This is a genomic window from Ginsengibacter sp. (assembly GCF_057362405.1).
Window position 1 is genome coordinate 1 of record NZ_JBMQQG010000271.1, and the last position, 20571, is coordinate 20571.

A 20571-nucleotide genomic window follows, 5' to 3' on the forward strand; every position below is an offset into this window, starting at 1 on the left:
AACTTTATTACTACCGCAACCCCAGCAAGATTTTTTTTGTCATAATATCCGAAATTGAAAAGGGTTTCAATTTACTTCATTGAAACCCCTTCCAGTACAACCTTTCAAAAGATTTTACCAACTATTTTTGTCCTCTTTGTCCAATTTTTCCTGTGTTACGTCGCGAAAGCATTTCTAAAGACGTCATTTGATTCTTTTAAGAATCTCCTACTTATAGTAGTAATAGACGCAAAGTAGCTAATTTTACAAAGACTAATAATATTATATAATGACAGAAGGTAAAAGACAAAAGCAGGTGGCAGGAGTTATTTTGAAAGAATTAAACGAGATTTTTCTAAAAATGGGACTTACTATGATTGAAGGGGGAATGGTATCCATAGCGTCAGTAAAAATAACCCCCGACCTTTTTGAAGCAAGGGTTTATTTGAGTTTCTTCCAGGTTAGAGACAATGAAGCGGCTTTGGAAAAAATAAAAGAAAAGAGCAGCGAAATAAGAGGAGACCTGGGCAGAAGGGTCCGTCACCAGTTACGAAGCATACCGCAACTAACGTTTTACATAGATGATACGTTAGACTATGTTTTTAAAATTGAAGAATTGCTTGATAACATTAAAAAAGAACACGAAGACAAAAAGTAGTAAGCAATGAGCAATAGAACAGTCGTAACTCAATAATGACGAAATATCTAACCAGTTAACAACACAACCAAATTAAATCTTGTATCTAAAATTTGCCTGGCGGTATTTTAAAGCAAAAAAAAGTACCAATGCTATTAACATAATTTCGTGGGTTACAGCCGGTGTAATTGCGTTTTCTACTATGTGCCAGGTTTTGGTTTTAAGCGTTTTCAATGGCTTTGAAGGTTTGGTACAGTCGCTTTATTCTAATTTTTATTCGGATGTAAAAGTTTTTCCCGCTAAAGGAAAAACGATTCTCTTAACAAGCGACCAAATAAACACTATCAGGAAACTTAATAGTGTAAAAGGCACTTCACTCATTGCAGAAGAAAAGGCGTTACTGCAAAATGGTGACCAACAAACGGTAGTATTATTGAAAGGAGTAGATGCTAATTATCCTGAAGTTTCCGGCGTTCCAAAGAACATGTTCCACGGCGTTTTTGATCCCGGTACAGTTGATAAACCAAAACTTGTTCTTGGCGCAGGCATTGAAAATGCCATAGGAGTACAGGCTGATAAGAATCTCTTACCCATTACTGTTTTTCTTCCTAAAAAAACAAATGAGGCCAATTCAAATCCGCTTGCGGCGCTAAGCGAAGGCAATGCAACAACATCAGGGAGCTTTGCTATTCAACAGGATTTCGATAATAAATATGTAATTACTAATATTGGTTTCGTAAAACAACAAATGAATTATGCAGCTGATGAATTTAGCGCATTCGAGATTTCTCTAATCGATCCGTCTCAAACAAATAAGTTTACAGAAGAACTTCAAAAAAGGTTGGGTAGTAAATATAAAGTGCTTACAAAATATGAGCAAAATGCCAGTTTATATACTTCGATGCGGTTAGAAAAATGGGTAATTTATGCGGTTCTTACGCTCATTCTTATTATAGCGGCATTCAATATGATAGGGGCTTTAACTATGCTTGTTTTGGAAAAAAGAAAAGACATAAGTGTTCTTCAATCTCTTGGTGCCGATAAAAATTTAATCAAAAAAATTTTTCTTAGCGAAGGTTTATTGCTTGCAGTTACTGGTGCCGGAACTGGTATTTTACTTGCATTAATTATCTGTTACCTGCAGGTGAAATTTAAAATAATAAAACTGGTAGGAAATTCTTTTTTGATAGATTATTTCCCTGTAAAACTAGTAATAACAGATTTTATATTGGTTACGCTTACAGCGCTCATTATTGCATTTGGCGCATCATGGTTTCCTGCAAAAAAAGCATCGGAACAGTTGTTCAATTTGAAAGCCTGATTGGATCTGCGATATACGATGTTTGATATCCGAGGTAAACATTTTAGGGGGAGTTACATCGTGCATCAAACTTTTCACATCCAACATTTTATTTAATAGTCTCCTAAAGTTTCAGGAAGTTCTTCCATAGCCTTTTTAAACTGGTCAGCATTTGGTGCTGTGCCGTGCCACTCATGATTATTTTCCATAAAGTCAACACCTTTGCCCATTATTGTATGCATTATGATAACAATGGGCTTTCCCTTACCAACAAAGGTCTTGGCTTTTTGTAAAGTAGAAATTACTTCTTCCATATTATTACCATCCATTTCAAGAACTTCCCAATTGAATGCAAGAAATTTATCTTTTAAACTTGATAAGCCCATAACATCTTCGGTAGTGCCATCAATTTGCTGGTGATTGCGGTCGATCGTGGAAATCAAATTATCAACTTTATGCATGGCAGCGTACATAATAGCTTCCCAATTTTGTCCCTCATCTAATTCGCCGTCGCCATGTAGGGAATAAACTATATGTCCATCTTTATTTAATTTTTTCGCAGTTGCTGCGCCAATGGCAACGCTCATGCCCTGCCCTAACGATCCCGATGCCACGCGAATTCCGGGTAAGTGTTCCGCTGTTGCGGGATGGCCTTGAACTCTTGAATCTATTTTGCGATAGGTGTCCAGTTCTTTTATCGGAAAATATCCTGCATGCGCCAACGTGCTATACCAAACCGGCGATATGTGGCCGTTGGAAAGAAAAAATATATCCTCCCCTTTGCCGTTCATGTCAAAACCGTTTTTACGTTCCATAATTTTAAAATACAGGGCCGTAAAAAAATCTGCACAACCCAAAGATCCGCCGGGGTGGCCACTTTGAGCATTATATACCATGCGTACAATATCCCTTCTTACCTGGGCTGCTATATCTTTCAGTTCCTTAATTTCCATTTTTTTAAATTATTATTTTATGCGAACGTACATCAATTTTTATATGCAACAAAGCCCATCGGTCATTTAAAAATTTCATCGCTAACTCCGTTGTTAATTTTATAGGATGAATAACTAATTTCTATCTTGCCCTGACCTCCTTTATTTTTATCATCATTTTCTTTCGCTTCTGTATCATCGTAATCAAAAGTAACACCCTTTGGCATCTTGTAGTCCTTTGTATTGAATAAAAAAACTACTTTATCCGGCAAGCCGTATTCGACATACTTGCCATATTTCATTTCAAGATCGTATGTCCCATTATCTTTTGTTGTTGTTTTTGCCTTAACGATGACTGCATTTTTTTCATCAACATAAATTGTTGAAAGTATAACATTGCTGTTTTCATCTTCGGGCAATAATTTTAAAATAGTAACCGGTACGTTGTCTATGGTTGAACTGCCTGCATTGATAACAGTAAACCGGTTCCCTGCGATAATGTTATTGAGATTGATACTAACGGCACCTTTTGGCACGAAAGAAATTCCTTTATCGTTCCTGATCTTTAACTTATCCGGCTTTTTAAAATACACTTTTACATTTGCCTGCGGCACCTTTAAAAATGAAATATCTGTTCTCATAATTGCATCGGCCTCATAATTGTTTACGAGATTTAATTTATCTCTTACTCTTTGTAATAAAGCGTTCGTTTCCTGGGAAAAAACATAAGGCAATTGCAAAGCAATGAAGAAAACCAATAAAGAAAATTTTTTCATAGAGTAAATTCAGGTGTTTATTAAAATTAACAACTTAATTATGCTGCCCTGTTTTAAAAGATGAATATTATAAAAAATTTAGGCATCGTTCATGTCAGAATATCTTTCCTGTTAAATATAAAAATAGCGCCTCCCGTAAAAATTACAATATATGCAATCAGAATATAAAGGCTTTTCAATATGGCAGCCAAATTACTTATAGAGCCTCTTATTGTTTGGCCCTCAGCGTTTGAGTCTATGTAGAAAAAACCTTTCCAACCGAGCATGTGCGTTGTAAAAAGGTAAGGCTTCAATGATTTATCATAGATCGGAATTTTTAATTCACTTAAAATAGTAAGCACAATAATTATAGATACCGTCGCCACTATTGGCCCAATTGAATTATCAGATATGGAAGATAGAAAAAATGATAAAGCCGCAACTACAATTAAAGCAACTGCGGCAAAGCCGAACGCGGCAAAATAACGCCACAATACATCTGCCTTTTCAATTTGCATCAATTCAAATTCTTTCGCAACTACAAGATCATTTGTTCCAAATAAAACAACACTTACAAACAATGCCAAAAATGCCATCCATATTAATAATATCAACGTATAGATTACACATGCCATAAATTTTACGAGCATTAATTTTGTGCGACTTATGGGTTTTGTAAGCAAGAGTCGTAATGTGCCTGCATTTGCCTCGCCGGCAATGATATCACCCGATACCAAAGCAACAAGAATGGGAACGTGAATCAGCAAAAGATTTAAGATGGCAAAACATATCCAATAACCATTTGTAATTTTTGCGTAGGGGATTATTAATGTTTCATCAACACTGCTCAAAATAAACTGCACATATTCTTTACCGTTAATTAATAAGGCGAGCTGAATGAGAAATACAATAGCGGCAATTGCCGCAAACGCGATATATGTTCGTGGCTTTTTAAAAGTTTTGAACAATTCAAATTTCAGCAGGTTCCACATATGCTTCGGGGTTTGTTAAGGACAGGAAATAATCTTCCAATGAATGCCGTGGCTCAACGGAAAGAATACCAACATTATTTTGTACAAGATGGTTTATTAAAAGAGGTACCAGGGTTTTGTCAAGTTGCAGTATTATTTTCCCCGGAACGGATGTTTTAATATGAGTACGCCAGTCACTGCCTTCCAAAATTTTCAATGTTGAAACATCATCAGTTGTATTAATTTCAACAATTGATTTTGCAGGATCGAGTAAGTCTTTCGAAGCGCCTTCCACAATTTTTTTCCCTTTATGAATTATAAGAATACGGTTGGCCATCAATTCAATTTCCGAAAGAAGATGAGATGAAACTACTACCGTTTTCCCGTGCCCGTAACTTAGATTTTTTATGAGTTCTCTGGTATCGGCTATCCCCTGTGGGTCCAGCCCGTTTGTAGGTTCATCAAGAATAATTAACGATGGGTCATGAACAAGAGCTACGGCGATGCCTAAACGCTGTTTCATGCCTTGTGAAAATGTTTTTACTTTACTGTAAGCTCTTTCAGCTAATCCTACCATCTTAAGAAATTCCAGCGCAACGTCTCTTGAAATGATTCTTCCTGAAAGCTTTGCGAGGAAAGAGACATTTTCGTATGCAGTTAAATAATTATATAGGTCAGGCTTTTCTATAATGGCGCCCGTTTTTCTTAATATATCTTCCCTATTAGTAAATAAGTCCCTGTTAAAGACAGTAATATTTCCCGAAGTTGGTTTAATAAGTGTAAGCAACATCCGCATGGTCGTTGATTTTCCGGCGCCATTCTGCCCTAAAAAACCATACACATCGCCTTCATTAACGGTAAACGAAAGGTCCTCGACAGCGATGATGTCCTTAAATTTTTTTGTAAGATTTTTTACTTCTATTAATGTCGTCATGTCTGCTATAAAGATATAGAACAACAAAAGAAGCGATGTTAAGTTCTTTCCGGGATAAAGTTTTAGGGGAAATGCTTTGATTTACCAGAATCATTTCTAATTTTGCACTACCAGCTCTTAAGAATTACCCCAAGACAAATAACCCTCCCTGCTCCTTTATTATCCTTAGAAATTCAAATGCTTACATTTTTTTGCATTTATAATGGTTGATTATACCATTCCCAATTCTCCTTTACCGTTATTTTTTTAAACTATCTGGATACATCAATCGTACTGAATGATGGCAAAACAGTTGACCAAATTAAAAGCCAGGGGCCTCAATTGATTAAAAATAAATGTAGTAATTCATGAAACTTAAAATTGTTTTGCTTCTTGCGCTTGCATTTCCTTATTGCTGTATCTCTCAAACCAACGATTTTAAGAAAACGCAGTCAAAAAAAGATATTGCTATGTATGCCTGCCAGTTCCTTGCGGGGAGTGCAGATGGCGTTAACCAGTCCGTTGTTCATCATTACCTTGGAATGGGCAATAAATTTTGGGATTTTCAAACCTCCTGGAAAAATAAATACAGAAATTACGATAAAGGTGATTTAAGACCGGCATTTTTTGGCGCTAAATCGGTAACAGTTTGTTTAACCGATGGATTTCATTTAACCAGGGCAATAAACAGGACATTCACAACAGGGTCGATAGCAATTGCACTTAGTGAAAGAAATAGTTTCAAACAAATTCTAAAAAAAATAATTGTAGGTTCATTAATAAACCGGGCGGGTTTTGTTTTATTTTTCAATGTAGTTTATCCCAGGCGGGGGAACGACTAAATTATTCTGCCTTATATGAAAAGAAATTTTATGGAATCAATACAAAGTAATTTAATCGCATTGATAACATTCCAACCCTAAGATTTTCCCTGCTTTTGTAAACCCATATTCTCTGAAACGTAACGATCAATGTAAATTTTATTTCGTCTTTAACCAGACTCCGAATAAATGGATATATCATTTCTTAATAAAATAAAGCACAAAAAACAAATAAGAATTTTTGGCATTCTCTATTTATTTTTTGAATTGAGCTGCTTTATTTCAGTCGGCCAGGCCAGGCCTTACGGTCTTATATATTCTGACAATATAAAAGGAGGAACTGCCATATTTGGAAATACATTGCTGCAGGTTATTAATAAAGACACCGTAAACACTTTGAAAATGAATGATAACAGCGTTAACGGAAATAGTATATATGGCAACGATAATGAAAACATGAAAAATATTGACATTGACGGCAATAGCGGATTTGGAAGTGTTACGGTCAATTCTTCTTCTGCCGATTTGATTTTGCCAGGTGGAAATAATGTAATTAAACTGGCACGTTTGTATTGGGGTGGTCGGGTAAGAAATGCAGATTTTGATTTGACTGCTGATTCAAATCAAATTATCAAAATAAGAAAAGGGATATCGGGAGCTTATTCAAATGTTATGGCGCAGGGAATTGATAAAATAACGATTGTTTCTGGTTATAGCCAATACCAGGCGTATGCTGATATTACTGATCTGGTTAAAAACTTTGGAGCCGGAACTTACGAGGTAGGTAATGCGCCGCTAAGTACCGGTGCAATTGACAATGGAGGAAATAATGGAGGCTGGTGTATTGTAGTTGTGTATGAAAATGATTCGTTGAACTACAGCAGCATAAGAATATTTGATGGATTCCAACAGGTATACAATAATGGAAATCCCCTGGTCACAACGGTTACTTTATCTGGGTTAAATGTACCGTCAGGCATACTCGAAGCAGGCGACGCAAAAATGGGAGTGTTGGCATGGGAAGGCGATGCAAATCTTAATGGCGATTATCTGAAAATAAATTCAAATCTTTTTTCCAACGCAACCAATCAACCCGATAACGTCTGGAATGGCACGATTACTGACAATGGTGTTAACGTTACATCCAAGTTTCCAAATTATACCAACCAGATGGGTGTGGATATTGATCAGTTTGACGTAGGAAGCGGTTATGGCATTTTACCAAATGCGAGCTCAGTAACATTGGAATTTGGAACTACCGCCGATAAATACTTTCCGGGGCTTTTTACTTTTACAATTAAAATGAAAGACCCAACCATTAGCCTTGATAATGCTGTGAGCGATGCCAATAATAATCATTTTGCAGACATAAATGAAATATTAACCTATACACTTACGGGCGGAAATAACGGACCTGGTAATGCAAATTCAGTAGTAATTGCTGATACTTTACCTTCAACAGTAACCTATCTCCCAAACTCTTTACAGATAATCAGCGCTCCCGGAGTTATCCCGGGAATTCAATCTGATATTGCCGGCGATGACATGGCCGAATACATTTCGAATGGGCTATACAGAACAATTCGCTTTAGAATAGGAACAGGAGCCACAAGTACTAGTGGCGGCACTTTAGGTCCAAACGAAACTTATAAAGTTCAATTTAAAGTTACGGTTAATGACCCCGGAGCTGGAAAGCATGTTCCATCAATATTGAACATCGCTAGAATAATGGCTCAATCTGATGCTAATGTATCTTTCGTCGATGACGGAACAGCAATCATCAGTCCGAATAATGGGCCTGACAATGGACCTTTGCCGGTAACGATGGTTTCGTTTAACGCCACTCTTTTAAAAGATCAAAAAGTAAAACTCGACTGGAGCACTTCTATGGAAATCAATTGTAATAAATATATCGTCGAAAGAAGCTTTGATGGAAATATTTTTAATGAAATTGGAAGCGTAACCGGAAGTGGCACCACATCATTGCTGCATTCCTATTCATTTTTAGATGATGTTTCGTATGCTTTGGGTTCTGTTGTTTATTATAGACTTGAACAAATCGATCTTGATGGCAAAAGTTCTTTTTCAAAAGTTTTATCGATAAATCTAAAAAATAATAAAATGCAAATTATCGTTTCACCAAATCCTTTTTCTGCTTATTTAAATATAAATACAGAATGGGATAAAAATGAGAAGATCGTTAGCAGAGTAATTAATTCAGAAGGAAGTACAGTGATTTCCAGAAATATTCAATTAAGCGCAGGCCCTAACAATATTTCTATTGACGGATTATCTAAGTTGCCTTCCGGGAATTATTTTATTCAATTTATTTCGGGAACGGAAACGTCTACGAAAAAAATTATAAAACAATAATAAATTTCATATTAAAGAGTCATATAACTTTGTAACGCCTTCACATAATTCTCGAATGCGGTAATTCCTTTACTATTAATTTTACAAATCGTTTGCGGATAATTATTATTGAACTGTTTTATGATATCAATGTAGCCCGCATCTTTTAGCTTATTTATCTGGACACTTAAGTTGCCTGCAGTTGCATTTGTCTTCTCTTTTAAAAAAGTAAACTCCGCTTCTTTTACACTTATAAGAAGCGACATAACGGCAAGGCGTAGTTGAGAATGTAATATGGGATCAAGTTCTTTAAACTCCATATTTGCTTTTTGCGATGTTCTTGTAAAAACGAGCTCTTAAAATAAATCCCGGTATAATCCACGCCAATCCCGCTCCCGCAGCAACAAGCAGATAGGTAAAATTACTCTTGTAAAAAAATGCGACAATGCAAAAAATCCAACAGGAAATTCCCCCAACAATAAACGGGGGAAATTTATTAATTAATCCGGTCATCATTGTAGGTATTCCAAATAATAATAAAAGCAATGGTAACACAATATAGCCGATATCAGCAAAGCCCCCTGCGATGGTTAATATTAAAACACTTAGGCCAAAAGTCAGCCAAACATATTGGCAGGTCTCCTGCTTAAGAGTAGTCACCTGCTTGTATTCTTTTTCTCTCCTGTCAAAATAAATCTGCAAAACAAAAGTAATGAGCATTAAATAAAAAGGATTGAATGGGAGTCGAAACCAACTAACGGTTTCTTCGAGATAAACTAATACAAAACAGATCAAGTTAGTAAACCCCCATAATAAGGACCCAAGGCCACTTTCATAATAGTTGTTTTTTGCCTGGTTGATCATTTTTGTAATTAACTGAAGGCTTTCCCGCTCCGAAAGTATTTTTTCTTCCATATTAATTTTCTTTTTTAAATTTTTGTTTTAGAAGATACCCGGGAATAAGCCATGCGGCGATAATAGCAGCTGCAATTAACAAAATCTGGTATTCAATATTGATAAAGGGTGATATGAGTGCAAGAAGCCAGCAGCAGATTGCGCCAATTACCAATGGCTTAAACTTCATAATTATACCTGATAAGAAGGTTGGCATTCCATATAACATCAATACCATGGGGTTAATCATTTCATATTTTTTAAAAGCAATACAGATGAAAACCATTAATACCATGCAGATAAAAAATACAATCCAAACAAATGAATTTATCTCACTGGTGTATGTTTTTGTTCCCCCGAATTTCTTTTTCCTTCTCAAATAAATTATTTGAAAAATAAGCACCACGTCAACAACAATCCATACCAGGTAGGATTTTGAATAATTAAAAAAAAATATTCCTCCAAAGTTTACGGCACAACAAAATAAGATCACCCATCCCCAAACGATATATAGTAATCCTCTTTCACTGAAATTATTCTTTGCTTTATTAATCATTGATGTGATCAATTCCATGCTTTCCTTCTCTGTCATTGGTGTTTCTTCATTCATGAATTAATTATTTATATTGAGAAAGAAAATAGTTAATAGCATTTTTACCCCAATTAGGAGAAATTTCGGTTTCCGGCTTGAAACTATCATCTAAGGTTTTTGCCTGGTCAAAAAGTGATTTGGCCGCATCTTTGCCGCCACCAAATTGCTCAGGTGTATAAAATGTGTTTTCTGCCTGAACCAACACAGGCCGCGGATTGCTCGTGTCCAGGCTCTTTGCTTTCTCCAGGTATCCAGTTATTTGCGGACCATAGGTCATGTACCGGCTTTGTGGATCCACCGTCATATGCACTGTTGCAATCATGCTTTTAATGACATCGGTTTCTGAATTTTCCTTACCTAAAATAGAATCTGCTTTGTTGATAAATTGTTGCGCTTTATCGGCAATAGCATCTTTTTTAGCCACATCCTTTTCATTGTAAGCATTCATAACGGTGCAATACCCCGCATAATAGAAAGGAAGCCATTGTGTTTTTTCAGCATTACCAATTCTTTCAAAATTGTTGGCTAGTTCAACAGCATTTCCTTTCGCCATAACAGAATCTAACTGCACTATATTAGCTATCATAGCATTAATATATTTGTCACTTTGAGCAAAGCTTTCGGTTGCAAAACAGATGATTGCAGTGAATAAAAGAAGTTTTTTCATTGTTGATTGTTTTAGTTGTTGCTTTAATTATTATTATTGATTCTATTTGTTATAAATGATTATTTATTTCATCCTGTGATCTGTCTATTCCCAGGCTTATAAAGCATCCCAGATACAAAAACCTTTTTGAAGGAGGCGTTACTGCTACCTTGTTCTGATTATTGGCGGAATAATTATACGTGTAAATCTTATTAGCGCCTAATACGTTAGTGAGTGATAAAACGAAAACTGTAAAGCTTTTGGCTTTCACTTTTCCCACACTTGGCAAATAATTTACGCTTAAGCTTAAATCATTATAATCCTTGGTATGTCCCTGGTCGTAGATTGTATACTTACTGGTTCTGTAATCATAATTGATATTGTAGTAAGGTCTGCCGGTTGCATATGAATACGAAGCATTGAATTGTGTTTTCAGTTTCGTTACAAATTTTTTAACCACCAACGATGCGGTGTGTTTGGTAGCAAACGAAGGTTCTATTGAAAATGGGTAATTAAGAAAATCACGCTTGGTGTCTAAGTAAGAATAAGAAATCCAGTAGTCTACATTCCGTATAGTTTTTTTATCTCTCCAGAAGAATTCAATCCCTTTTGCGTCACCAAAGCCATTGTTATTAATCGCTGCGAATGTACCGTTACTGCCAAGCCCGGTTTTAAACAAATCTATATATTTCTTATAAAATATTTCGGTACGGAAAGTGCGATCATTAGAAATTTTTTGGTACTGAGCTATATAGTGAGTTGCTCGCGAAAAATGCAATTGATTAATCGAAGGAAGATATTTTCTTTCAGGATTCTCATAAAAAATTCCATATGCTACAGAGAACTGGCTATTATCCTGAAATTTATAGGCCAAAGAGGCTCTTGGGGCAACATTCCATTTATTGAGCAATTGAGAATGTTCTGTTCTTACACCAAATTTCGCTGCAATATCATTGGTTAAATAAACATCCGTTTCAGCAAAACCTGCAAATATATTTTCCTTCACGGTTTGAGGATATTTCGTTCCCTCGTAACGTGTATAAATTGTCTCTTCATTGCTGTAATTATATTCGGAGCCAAATCTTACGGCGCTCAGGTTAAATAGTCTCTTTTCAAAAACAATTTTTGCGTTGGCATATTGTCCTTTATTTTCAAGATTAAAATTTTTATACGCATATAAAGAATCATTTAAAACGCTTTGCTTTTCATTGCTTGCATTCTGAAATTCATCATTAATTTTATCATGATTAAAACTGTAGGAAACACCGGTATTTAATTTCCAGCCATTACCAATTTTTTCTTTCCATGACAAATTGTGATATGTATATAAATTCTTAAGGCCAAAAGCATCTTTCATAACTAATGAATCTACATCCTGGTTTCTGAAACCAACATTGGTCGTACTGAACGAACCAAAATATTTGAGCATACCTGTTGCGGAAGTTTTAATTCTAAAATTAGCATCACCTTCGTGCAATACAGGAACCCTGAAATAATCGAACTTTTGTTTGATGAAATTATAGACAAGAGCCAGGTTAGTGTAAGCGTAGGTAACACCCCATGAAAATTTTTTATCTTTCGAAAGTTTTTGAATGCCCGCATTTGCGGCGAGATAAGAAATTCCGAAATCAGCCGAAGTCTTTTCCGGCAGATCTATTGACTCGAGTAAAAGCACAGAAGAGAGTGCCTGTCCATACAAAGCGGAATAACCACCCGAACTGAAAATAGTTCCCTTAAATAAAAATGGATTAAATCTTCCTCGGGTTGCCAGATCGGGTTCACTGCTGTAGAAAAATTTATTAACTAAAGTTCCGTCAATAAATATTTTTGTTTCGTTCGCAGTGCCGCCTCTCACAAATAAACCTTCACTTTCACCAACCTGTTGCGTTCCGGGTAAGGTTTTTATGGCATTCGTAATATCACCATTAGCGCTTGCAGTTGTTACGATATCGATCGGACTTAAAGCACTTGCTCTTTTTTGATCACTTGCTTCAAAAGTGCCGGCAGTTATTACAACGGCTTTTAATTCGGTTATCTCCTCTTTGAGGGATATATTAATATTCAAGGGTGCTCCGTTAATATTAATTGTTTGGTCAAATGGTTTATACCCGGTTGCGCTTACCTGCAAAAGCTGCGCACCTTTTTCAGAAGTTGTAAACGAATATTTTCCTGATGAATCTGACGTAGCTCCATCATATGAATTTTGAATACTAATGCTAATTCCTGCTAGGGATTTATTATGATTATCGGTAATTTTTCCTGAAATTCTTACCTGTGCGGTTGCCTTAAAACTTATTATAAATAATGACAAAAGTAAATACCTAAACATTTTCATAAATTTATCACAATAATAAAGTAGTTTATAATATAAACCAAATATTCAAGTGGAAATTTTTTAATAATATAGCAGAAAAAATATCACTCCTAATTAAGGTATTGATAATCAATATATAAATGCGATCGCCATGATTTTCGCTAAAATGAATGTCTCATTGGAATTTATTAACATCACCTAAAATTAATTTGTTTATGTGGCTGCAATTTGTAATTTAGCAATAGAATTTAATGGGTTAGTAAGTACAAAGAGCTGGTAGTAGTACCAGCTCTTTTACTTTTCTTTAAGAAAACTTACTAATTAAATTGTACTTCAATAATTGCTTACCTCGTATGCCCATTTTATTTCCTGTCACAATGTTTGCTTAATTTCATTGCTCATTAAATTATTGAATGAGTAAAACAAAGACAGCATTTTTCTGTAGCAATTGCGGGCAGGAAAGTGCTAAGTGGTTAGGCAAATGTCCGTCATGTGAGCAATGGAATACTTTTGTTGAAGAAGTTATTGTAAGAGGCACTGACAAAAAGCAAACGGAATGGAAAGAATTTTCTGGACTTAGCAACGGAGTTAAAACAATATCTCTCCAGGATGTGTCGAGTGGTGAAGAAAAAAGAATTCTAACTGCAGATGCAGAATTGAATCGCGTACTTGGTGGAGGAATAGTTACAGGAAGTATAGTGTTAGTGGCCGGTGAACCAGGTATAGGTAAATCAACATTGTTTTTACAAGCCGCTTTACAATTACAAAATATTATTACATTATATATAAGCGGTGAAGAGAGTGAGCAGCAAATAAAAATGCGAGCCGATCGATTGAAAATTGAAAATGAAAGTTTCTTCCTTCTTACTGAAACTAACACACAAACGATTTTCCAGGAAATTAAAAAACTAAAGCCAAAACTGGTAATTGTAGATTCGATCCAAACCCTGCAATCGCCTTACGTAGAGTCTGCTCCGGGAAGTGTTTCGCAGATAAGAGAAAGTGCAGCCGAGTTTCAGCGTTTTGCAAAAGAAACTAATACGCCCGTTTTTTTAATAGGACACATAACGAAGGATGGAAGTATTGCAGGACCTAAAATTCTTGAGCACATGGTTGATACTGTTTTGCAGTTTGAAGGCGATCGCAATTATGCTTACCGAATTCTACGCACACTCAAAAATCGTTTTGGGTCGTCATCGGAACTCGGCATTTATGAGATGACTGGTGAAGGCATGAGACAAGTAAGTAATCCATCTGAAATATTAATAACTCAAAAAGAGGAACAACTTAGCGGCGTTGCAATAGCGGCAACTATGGAAGGAATAAGGCCGCTGTTAATAGAAGTGCAGGCATTAGTAACGCAAAGCGTATATGGCACACCCCAAAGAACCAACACCGGATTTGATCTGAGAAGACTGCAACTGTTGTTAGCCGTACTTGAAAAAAGAGGGGGATTTCATTTTGGCGTAAAAGATGTTTTTATAAATATTGCAGGTGGCTTAAAAGTTGAAGACCCTTCTATTGACCTTGCGGTATTAAGTTCATTACTTTCTTCTTATGAAGATGTTGCCCTGCCATTACATATTTGCTTTGCAGGGGAAGTTGGGCTTAGTGGCGAAATAAGGGCAGTTAACCGTATTGAGCAGAGAATTGCAGAAGCTGAAAAACTTGGTTTTGAAAAGATAATTGTGAGTAAGTATAATACCAAGGGGCTTGGGAAAAGCAAATTTGGCCAGCCGGCCGGAAGGCATGGCATTGAAATAGTGCCGCTAGGAAAAGTGGAAGAATTATATCAATACCTGTTTTAGTATTTTAAGAAATGAAACTTACCACAGCAATATTGTCTCCATTGGTTCACTTTTTTTATCCGCACAACTGCATTGGCTGTGGAAGTGATATTATAGAAATAGAAAATTTTTTGTGTCTTGATTGTATCAACGATTTGCCACATACAGGATTTGCCTTACATGCGGGTAACCCGGTTGAAAAAATTTTTTGGGGACGTGTCGCGGTTACCTCAGGGATGAGCGAATTTTATTTTTCCAAGGATTCCATTATCCAAAATTGCATTCACGAATTTAAATACCGGGGTAACAAAAAACTGGGATTATATCTCGGAAAAATAATGGGAAAAAACATGCTCAGCAGTAATCGCTTTTCAAATATTGATTATCTAATTCCTTTACCGTTGTTTACCGCGAAGGAATTTAAACGAGGATTCAATCAATCTTCAATACTTTGTTCAGGCATAAATGAAGTAATGAACATCCCTATAATAACAAAAAACGTAGTGAGAATACTTCACACTGAGACCCAAACTAAAAAAGGTAGAATTCAAAGATGGGAAAACGTTGAAAAAAGTTTTTCAGTGATTGAACCTGCCTTATTGAAAGGCAAACATATTTTATTAGTTGATGATGTTATAACGACAGGAGCAACCATTGAAGCTTGCGGTAGGGAAATTTTAAAAATAGAAGGAATTAAATTAAGTGTTGCCTCATTGGCAATTTCAAAAAAATAAACCGTTATATAATTAAACATATTTTTGATAGATGACTTTTGTAAAATATGTATCCTTTTTTTGTGTGGCTGCTATTTTAGCATTTTCCTGCAGGAAAGATTCTTTTATTACAAGCCCCCAGGCGAATGTATCAACCAGCGTAGACACATTAAGATACGATACAGTTTTTACCTCGACAGGCTCTGTTACACAGAGTTTTAAAATTTTTAATAATAACAATCAGAAACTGCGTCTATCCCAGGTAAAATTATCAGGAGGAACAACTTCGGCATTTAAAATAAATGTTGATGGAACCTCTGCTGCTGAGGTTGACAATATCGAGATAAATGCTAACGACAGCATTTACGTTTTTGTACAAGTGAATGTAGATCCAACTGCTGCCAATCTTCCATTTCTAATACAGGATAGCATTTTAATAAGCTATAACGGCAATCAACGGTTCGTTCAGTTGCAAGCCTATGGGCAAAACGCAATATTTTTAAAAAGCGTAACGATAAAGGAAAACATAAGCTGGAACAAAAACTTACCTTATGTAATTCTCGGCGGCGTTCTAATTGACTCTACTGCAACACTAACTATTCAACAAGGCACAAGAGTATACCTGCATGCTAATGCGCCCTTTTTAGTTAATGGTACTTTAATTGTAAATGGTGCTAAACAAGATAGTGTTGTTTTTAGCAGCGATAGGCTTGATCCTGATTATAAAGATTTACCGGCAGGATGGCCCGGGATTTTTTTTAGCAGCAGCAGTAAAGACAATCGTTTAACACACACCTTCATCAAGAATGCATACCAGGGAGTAATTGCACAGGATCTTTCGATGGATGCAAATCCTAAAGTAACGTTATCTCAGTGCGTTATTGATAACATTTACAATGTGGGTGTGTTGGGCATAAATACGAATATTTATGCTGATAATTGCCTCATAAGTAATTGCGGCAGTAATATATTACTCGAACTCGGCGGTGACTACCGCTTTATTAATTGCACGGTTACATCTTACAATAATTTTTACATCACACATCAAACCCCGGTTTTACAAGCGTCAAATGCGGCCATGCAAAATGGTGTTATATTAACACAACCTCTTAAGGCATTTTTTCAAAACTGTATTTTTTGGGGAGATAATGGAAATGTAGATGATGAAATTGCTATCAATATACAAACCAGTAATCCTTTTCCTGTGAATTTTGATCACGTTCTTTACAAGGCTAAAAACGATATTGCCAACGGCATTTTTGATTCTCAATCAATCAAAAATATGGATCCACAATTTGATAGCATTGATGTATCGCACAATAAATATGATTTTCATTTAAAAAATAATTCTCCTGCCATTGACGCGGGTGTTATAACAATATTTCCCCGCGATCTTGACGATAAATTAAGAGATACCAAGCCTGATATTGGCTGCTATGAATACTAATTTCTTTGAAGAAATAGCAATACGAGTAAAATATAAATCTATAGTTATTTTTTACAGACTGATTCCAATCCTGTTAAATTGTATCTTTGCAAAAAAATTAAATGAAACAAATATTAATCGCCTTCGCATCATTAATACTCATATCTTTTATCATTCCACCTAAACATACGCCCATCGTAAAATCGTCTATTTATCAATTTAAAGTTGAGGGACTAAGTGGCGACACTATTGACTTTGCCCAATTTAAGGGAAAGAAGATATTAATTGTAAATACTGCTTCTAAATGTGGTTTTACACCTCAGTATGAATACCTTGAAAAGTTATATGAAAAATATAAGGATAAGCTGGTAGTTGTAGGCTTTCCGGCAAACAATTTCAATAGCCAGGAACCTGGCAGCAACGATGAAATAAAAGCCTTTTGCACCAAAAACTATGGCGTTACTTTTCCAATGGCCGCAAAAATTTCTGTAAAAGGTGATGACATGGCACCTATATATAAGTGGCTTACGCATAAATCTGAAAATGGTGTTTTGGATGCCACCATTACATGGAATTTCAATAAATTTTTATTGGACGAAAATGGAAATTTAATCGCAAAATTCGATAGTAATGTTGCCCCAATGAGCGATGAAATCGTGAAATATTTAAAATAAATTTTGGAGGTTTTATTTTTATCTCCCTTTCTTTTCTAGATTTTTTTATTCTTATTAATAAAACAATAGTGCAGTTTGAAAATGTAATTGGCCAGCGGGCTATTAAAAAACATTTAATAGATCTCGTTCAACAAAACAGGCTCAGCCATGCATTACTATTTCTGGGAAAAGAGGGTAGCGGCAATCTTGCTATAGCCCTGGCATTTGCGCAATATATAGTCTGCACTTCTGCGAAAAAAAAAAAAACTCCACAAGCAGGTTTATTTGGCGATGACGATAGTGAAGCAGCGTCAAAAAATATTGATCTTTTAGATTCGTGTGGCCATTGCCCCTCATGTATTAAAGCACAGCAATTTATTCATCCTGATATACATTTTTCGTTTCCGGTAATTCCAAAAAAATCGGGAACTCCACCGGTAAGTGACGACTATATGGCTGACTGGCGCGAATTTATTACCTCGGCTCCATATGGAAATGTTTATGACTGGCTTCAGTTTTTGGGTGCGGAAAATAAGCAGGGAAATATAACCGCCGAAGAATGTAACCAGATAAATCATAAACTCAGTCTAAAATCTTTCGAGAGCACTTATAAAATTCTAATAATGTGGATGCCCGAGTTTTTGGGTCATTCCGGAAATAAACTTCTCAAACTGATTGAGGAGCCTCCACCCGATACGCTTTTTATTTTTGTAGCCCAGGACGAAAGTTCAATTTTGCCTACCATTTTATCCAGAACGCAATTAATAAAAATACCGTCGCTTACTAATACTGAGGTTGAAGAAGCCTTGATACAACGTGCAGACGTTACACCTCAGCGTGCATCACAAGTTGCTGCGGTAAGCGAAGGAAATTATCGCGAGGCATTACAAATGTTGCAGAATGCAGAACAAAACTGGGAAACCCTTTTAAGAGAATGGCTCAATGTAACCTTGAAAAATAACACATCGGCCCAACTTAAATGGATTGATGAAATCAGCCAAATGGGGCGGGAAAAGCAAAAACAGTTTATAAAATATTTTATCCATTTACTTGGACAGGCATTGAGGCTTCGCTTTCTTTATTCTCCCGACACTAATGATAACGATTTGCAGATGCCTCCGAATGAAATTGATTTTGCCTTAAGGCTAAATAAGATGTGTAGCATTGAGGCAGAGGAAGCTATTATAAATGAATTGGACAAAGCAATTTTTTATATAGAAAGAAATGCTCATGCCAAAATGTTGTTCCATGCCCTTTCAATAAGGCTCTACCATATTATTAAGGATAATTCATTAATTTTGATGGATTGAGGAAATGGAAATTTTGCAGATGTTTTAATTGATTATAATTAGAATCAACTTTTTAGTTATACGCATTTTCGGTTGTTATTAATTTTGAAACCACATTATCATAGTTGACAATTAGCTAAAGTGTTTTGCGTAAGGGAAGTAAATTGTAGGTAAGAATTTAATATTGCCCGGACTATAATCTTCGTCTGTATATCTGTACATTTTCCGTTATTTATTAATCACATTTTTTATGACGCGATCAATATGAGTTGCATTAGTTGTAGTACGGGTAGCCCTAATGGGTGCAAAAGTAACGGAGGATGCAGTACCGGAGGATGTAATCGCATGAATGTTCATGACTGGTTGGCAAATCTGCCCTTCAGTGACCCGGAGAGCAGTTGCCGAATTGTTGAAGTTTCGTTCAACCAGGGTAGCAGGAAAGATTACTTTAGAAATAACTCTTTGCAGATTTTTGAAAAAGGCGATGTGATCTCGGTAGAAGGAATAAGTGGTTTTGATGTTGGCACGGTGAGTCTTACTGGAGAATTGGTTCGTCTTCAGCTAAAAAAACATGGGTTAAAAGAAGATACTTCTGAATTCAAAAAAATATTACGGATTGCGACAGAAAGCGATATTCACAAATGGAAGGAGACGAAGGCCCGCGAACACCAGGTATTAATTCGAAGCAGGGCAATAGCGAGACAGTTAAAAGTTGATCTCAAAATGGCTGAAGTTGAAATTCAGGCTGATGGCAGGAAAGCGACCTTTTTCTATATCGCCGATGACCGGGTAGATTTTCGCGAACTCATTAAGATTTACGCATCTGAATTTAAAGTGAAAGTGGAAATGAAGCAGATAGGTGCACGACAAGAGGCCGGCAAAGTGGGTGGCATTGGTAGTTGCGGACGAGAACTGTGTTGCAGCACCTGGCTTACCGATTTTAAGAGTGTAAATACAAATGCAGCGCGGTATCAAAATCTCAGCATTAATCAAACCAAATTGAGCGGCCAATGTGGAAGACTTAAATGTTGTCTCAATTACGAGTTGGATACTTATCTCGATGCCTTGCAACATTTTCCTGATGATGCCGAAGTAATTGAGGTTGCTAAAGGCCGGGCTTTTTTGATTAAGAAAGACATTTTTAGAAACCTGATGTGGTATTCAATGCCTGATAGCACAAGACATTACCCCCTTTCCATTGAAAGTGTGAAAAAAATAAAAGATCAAAACAGGCAGGGCATAAAGCCAGAAGCCTTAGAAACAGTAGAAATTATAAGCGGTAAATTAAAAGAGGCCGAACCTGCATTTGTAGATGTGGTTGGGCATATAAGCTTAAAGTCTCTGGAAAAAAATAGCCGTAAGCGAAGAGATAATAACAATAACAACAATAGAAGGCAGAATCAACCCAATAAGCAACAACAAAGAAATTCGCCAAACAATAATCAAAATACTCAAGGTTCCAGCAATACAAGAAACAGGCCGCCAAGAAAGAAACATAGGTAGGAAATTAATATCAAATTTTCCTCCGCACAGTTTTTAAAAAGAATACTTATTGTATTTTTACGCGATTTTTAAAAAAAATTCTTTTTCCTGTTAC

19 protein-coding genes are annotated in these 20571 nt (G+C 36.0%); 10 read left to right on the top strand and 9 right to left on the bottom strand.

Annotated features, from left to right (window positions below; translation table 11 throughout):
• Positions 1 to 268 precede the first annotated feature (268 nt).
• Positions 269 to 637 (top strand): 30S ribosome-binding factor RbfA, encoded by a 369-nt coding sequence (gene rbfA, locus ACO1O5_RS22300; protein WP_486274240.1) that lies wholly within the window; start codon positions 269 to 271, stop codon positions 635 to 637.
• A gap of 79 nt (positions 638 to 716) precedes the next feature.
• Positions 717 to 1937, top strand: a complete 1221-nt coding sequence (locus ACO1O5_RS22305) for an FtsX-like permease family protein (RefSeq protein ID WP_486274241.1) — start codon at positions 717 to 719, stop codon at positions 1935 to 1937.
• 92 nt (positions 1938 to 2029) lie between these two features.
• Here the strand turns inward: ACO1O5_RS22305 and ACO1O5_RS22310 are convergent, their stop codons facing one another.
• From ACO1O5_RS22310 to ACO1O5_RS22325, 4 genes are all read right to left on the bottom strand, one after another.
• Complete coding sequence (locus ACO1O5_RS22310; RefSeq protein WP_486274243.1) at positions 2030 to 2869, bottom strand: transketolase; 840 nt, start codon at positions 2867 to 2869, stop codon at positions 2030 to 2032.
• Between the two features lie 62 nt (positions 2870 to 2931).
• Positions 2932 to 3624: a LolA family protein gene (locus ACO1O5_RS22315; RefSeq protein WP_486274245.1), complete on the bottom strand. Its 693-nt coding sequence runs from the start codon at positions 3622 to 3624 to the stop codon at positions 2932 to 2934.
• A gap of 89 nt (positions 3625 to 3713) precedes the next feature.
• Positions 3714 to 4595 carry an ABC transporter permease gene (locus ACO1O5_RS22320; protein ID WP_486274246.1) on the bottom strand — a complete coding sequence of 294 codons (882 nt, stop codon included), beginning with the start codon at positions 4593 to 4595 and terminating at the stop codon, positions 3714 to 3716.
• The gene (locus ACO1O5_RS22325) at positions 4573 to 5508 is read right to left on the bottom strand and encodes an ABC transporter ATP-binding protein (protein ID WP_486274248.1); all 936 of its coding nucleotides are present in this window, start codon (positions 5506 to 5508) and stop codon (positions 4573 to 4575) included. Before ACO1O5_RS22325 ends, ACO1O5_RS22320 begins: the two co-directional genes overlap by 23 nt.
• A gap of 347 nt (positions 5509 to 5855) precedes the next feature.
• Here ACO1O5_RS22325 and ACO1O5_RS22330 point away from each other — a divergent pair, with 347 nt between their 5' ends.
• Positions 5856 to 6329, top strand: a complete 474-nt coding sequence (locus tag ACO1O5_RS22330; protein WP_486274250.1) for a hypothetical protein — start codon at positions 5856 to 5858, stop codon at positions 6327 to 6329.
• A gap of 168 nt (positions 6330 to 6497) precedes the next feature.
• A complete protein-coding gene (locus ACO1O5_RS22335; RefSeq protein ID WP_486274251.1) occupies positions 6498 to 8681 on the top strand; it encodes a T9SS type A sorting domain-containing protein in 2184 nt (727 codons plus the stop codon).
• A gap of 11 nt (positions 8682 to 8692) precedes the next feature.
• Here ACO1O5_RS22335 and ACO1O5_RS22340 read toward each other — a convergent pair whose 3' ends face one another.
• The 5 genes from ACO1O5_RS22340 to ACO1O5_RS22360 are packed head-to-tail and all read right to left on the bottom strand — an operon-like array spanning position 8693 to position 13121.
• On the bottom strand, positions 8693 to 8980 hold the full coding sequence (locus tag ACO1O5_RS22340; RefSeq protein WP_486274253.1) for a winged helix-turn-helix domain-containing protein: 288 nt from the start codon (positions 8978 to 8980) through the stop codon (positions 8693 to 8695).
• Positions 8970 to 9575, bottom strand: a complete 606-nt coding sequence (locus ACO1O5_RS22345; RefSeq protein WP_486274255.1) for a hypothetical protein — start codon at positions 9573 to 9575, stop codon at positions 8970 to 8972. Before ACO1O5_RS22345 ends, ACO1O5_RS22340 begins: the two co-directional genes overlap by 11 nt.
• 1 nt (position 9576) lies before the next feature.
• Complete coding sequence (locus ACO1O5_RS22350) at positions 9577 to 10164, bottom strand: hypothetical protein (protein ID WP_486274257.1); 588 nt, start codon at positions 10162 to 10164, stop codon at positions 9577 to 9579.
• 7 nt (positions 10165 to 10171) lie between these two features.
• Positions 10172 to 10813: a hypothetical protein gene (locus tag ACO1O5_RS22355; RefSeq protein WP_486274258.1), complete on the bottom strand. Its 642-nt coding sequence runs from the start codon at positions 10811 to 10813 to the stop codon at positions 10172 to 10174.
• Positions 10814 to 10862: 49 nt separating this feature from the next.
• The gene (locus ACO1O5_RS22360; RefSeq protein ID WP_486274260.1) at positions 10863 to 13121 is read right to left on the bottom strand and encodes a TonB-dependent receptor; all 2259 of its coding nucleotides are present in this window, start codon (positions 13119 to 13121) and stop codon (positions 10863 to 10865) included.
• Positions 13122 to 13519: 398 nt separating this feature from the next.
• Between ACO1O5_RS22360 and radA the strand changes: the two genes are divergently transcribed.
• From radA to ACO1O5_RS22390, 6 genes are all read left to right on the top strand, one after another.
• Positions 13520 to 14914: a DNA repair protein RadA gene (gene radA, locus ACO1O5_RS22365; protein WP_486274261.1), complete on the top strand. Its 1395-nt coding sequence runs from the start codon at positions 13520 to 13522 to the stop codon at positions 14912 to 14914.
• A gap of 11 nt (positions 14915 to 14925) precedes the next feature.
• Positions 14926 to 15627: a ComF family protein gene (locus tag ACO1O5_RS22370; RefSeq protein ID WP_486274263.1), complete on the top strand. Its 702-nt coding sequence runs from the start codon at positions 14926 to 14928 to the stop codon at positions 15625 to 15627.
• 31 nt (positions 15628 to 15658) lie between these two features.
• Entirely contained in the window at positions 15659 to 17053 is a 1395-nt protein-coding gene (locus ACO1O5_RS22375; protein ID WP_486274265.1) for a hypothetical protein, read from the top strand.
• 101 nt (positions 17054 to 17154) lie between these two features.
• Positions 17155 to 17706 (top strand): glutathione peroxidase, encoded by a 552-nt coding sequence (locus ACO1O5_RS22380; protein WP_486274267.1) that lies wholly within the window; start codon positions 17155 to 17157, stop codon positions 17704 to 17706.
• A gap of 68 nt (positions 17707 to 17774) precedes the next feature.
• Positions 17775 to 18995, top strand: a complete 1221-nt coding sequence (locus ACO1O5_RS22385) for a DNA polymerase III subunit (RefSeq protein WP_486274269.1) — start codon at positions 17775 to 17777, stop codon at positions 18993 to 18995.
• Positions 18996 to 19238: 243 nt separating this feature from the next.
• Complete coding sequence (locus ACO1O5_RS22390) at positions 19239 to 20477, top strand: PSP1 domain-containing protein (protein WP_486274271.1); 1239 nt, start codon at positions 19239 to 19241, stop codon at positions 20475 to 20477.
• Positions 20478 to 20571 lie beyond the last annotated feature (94 nt).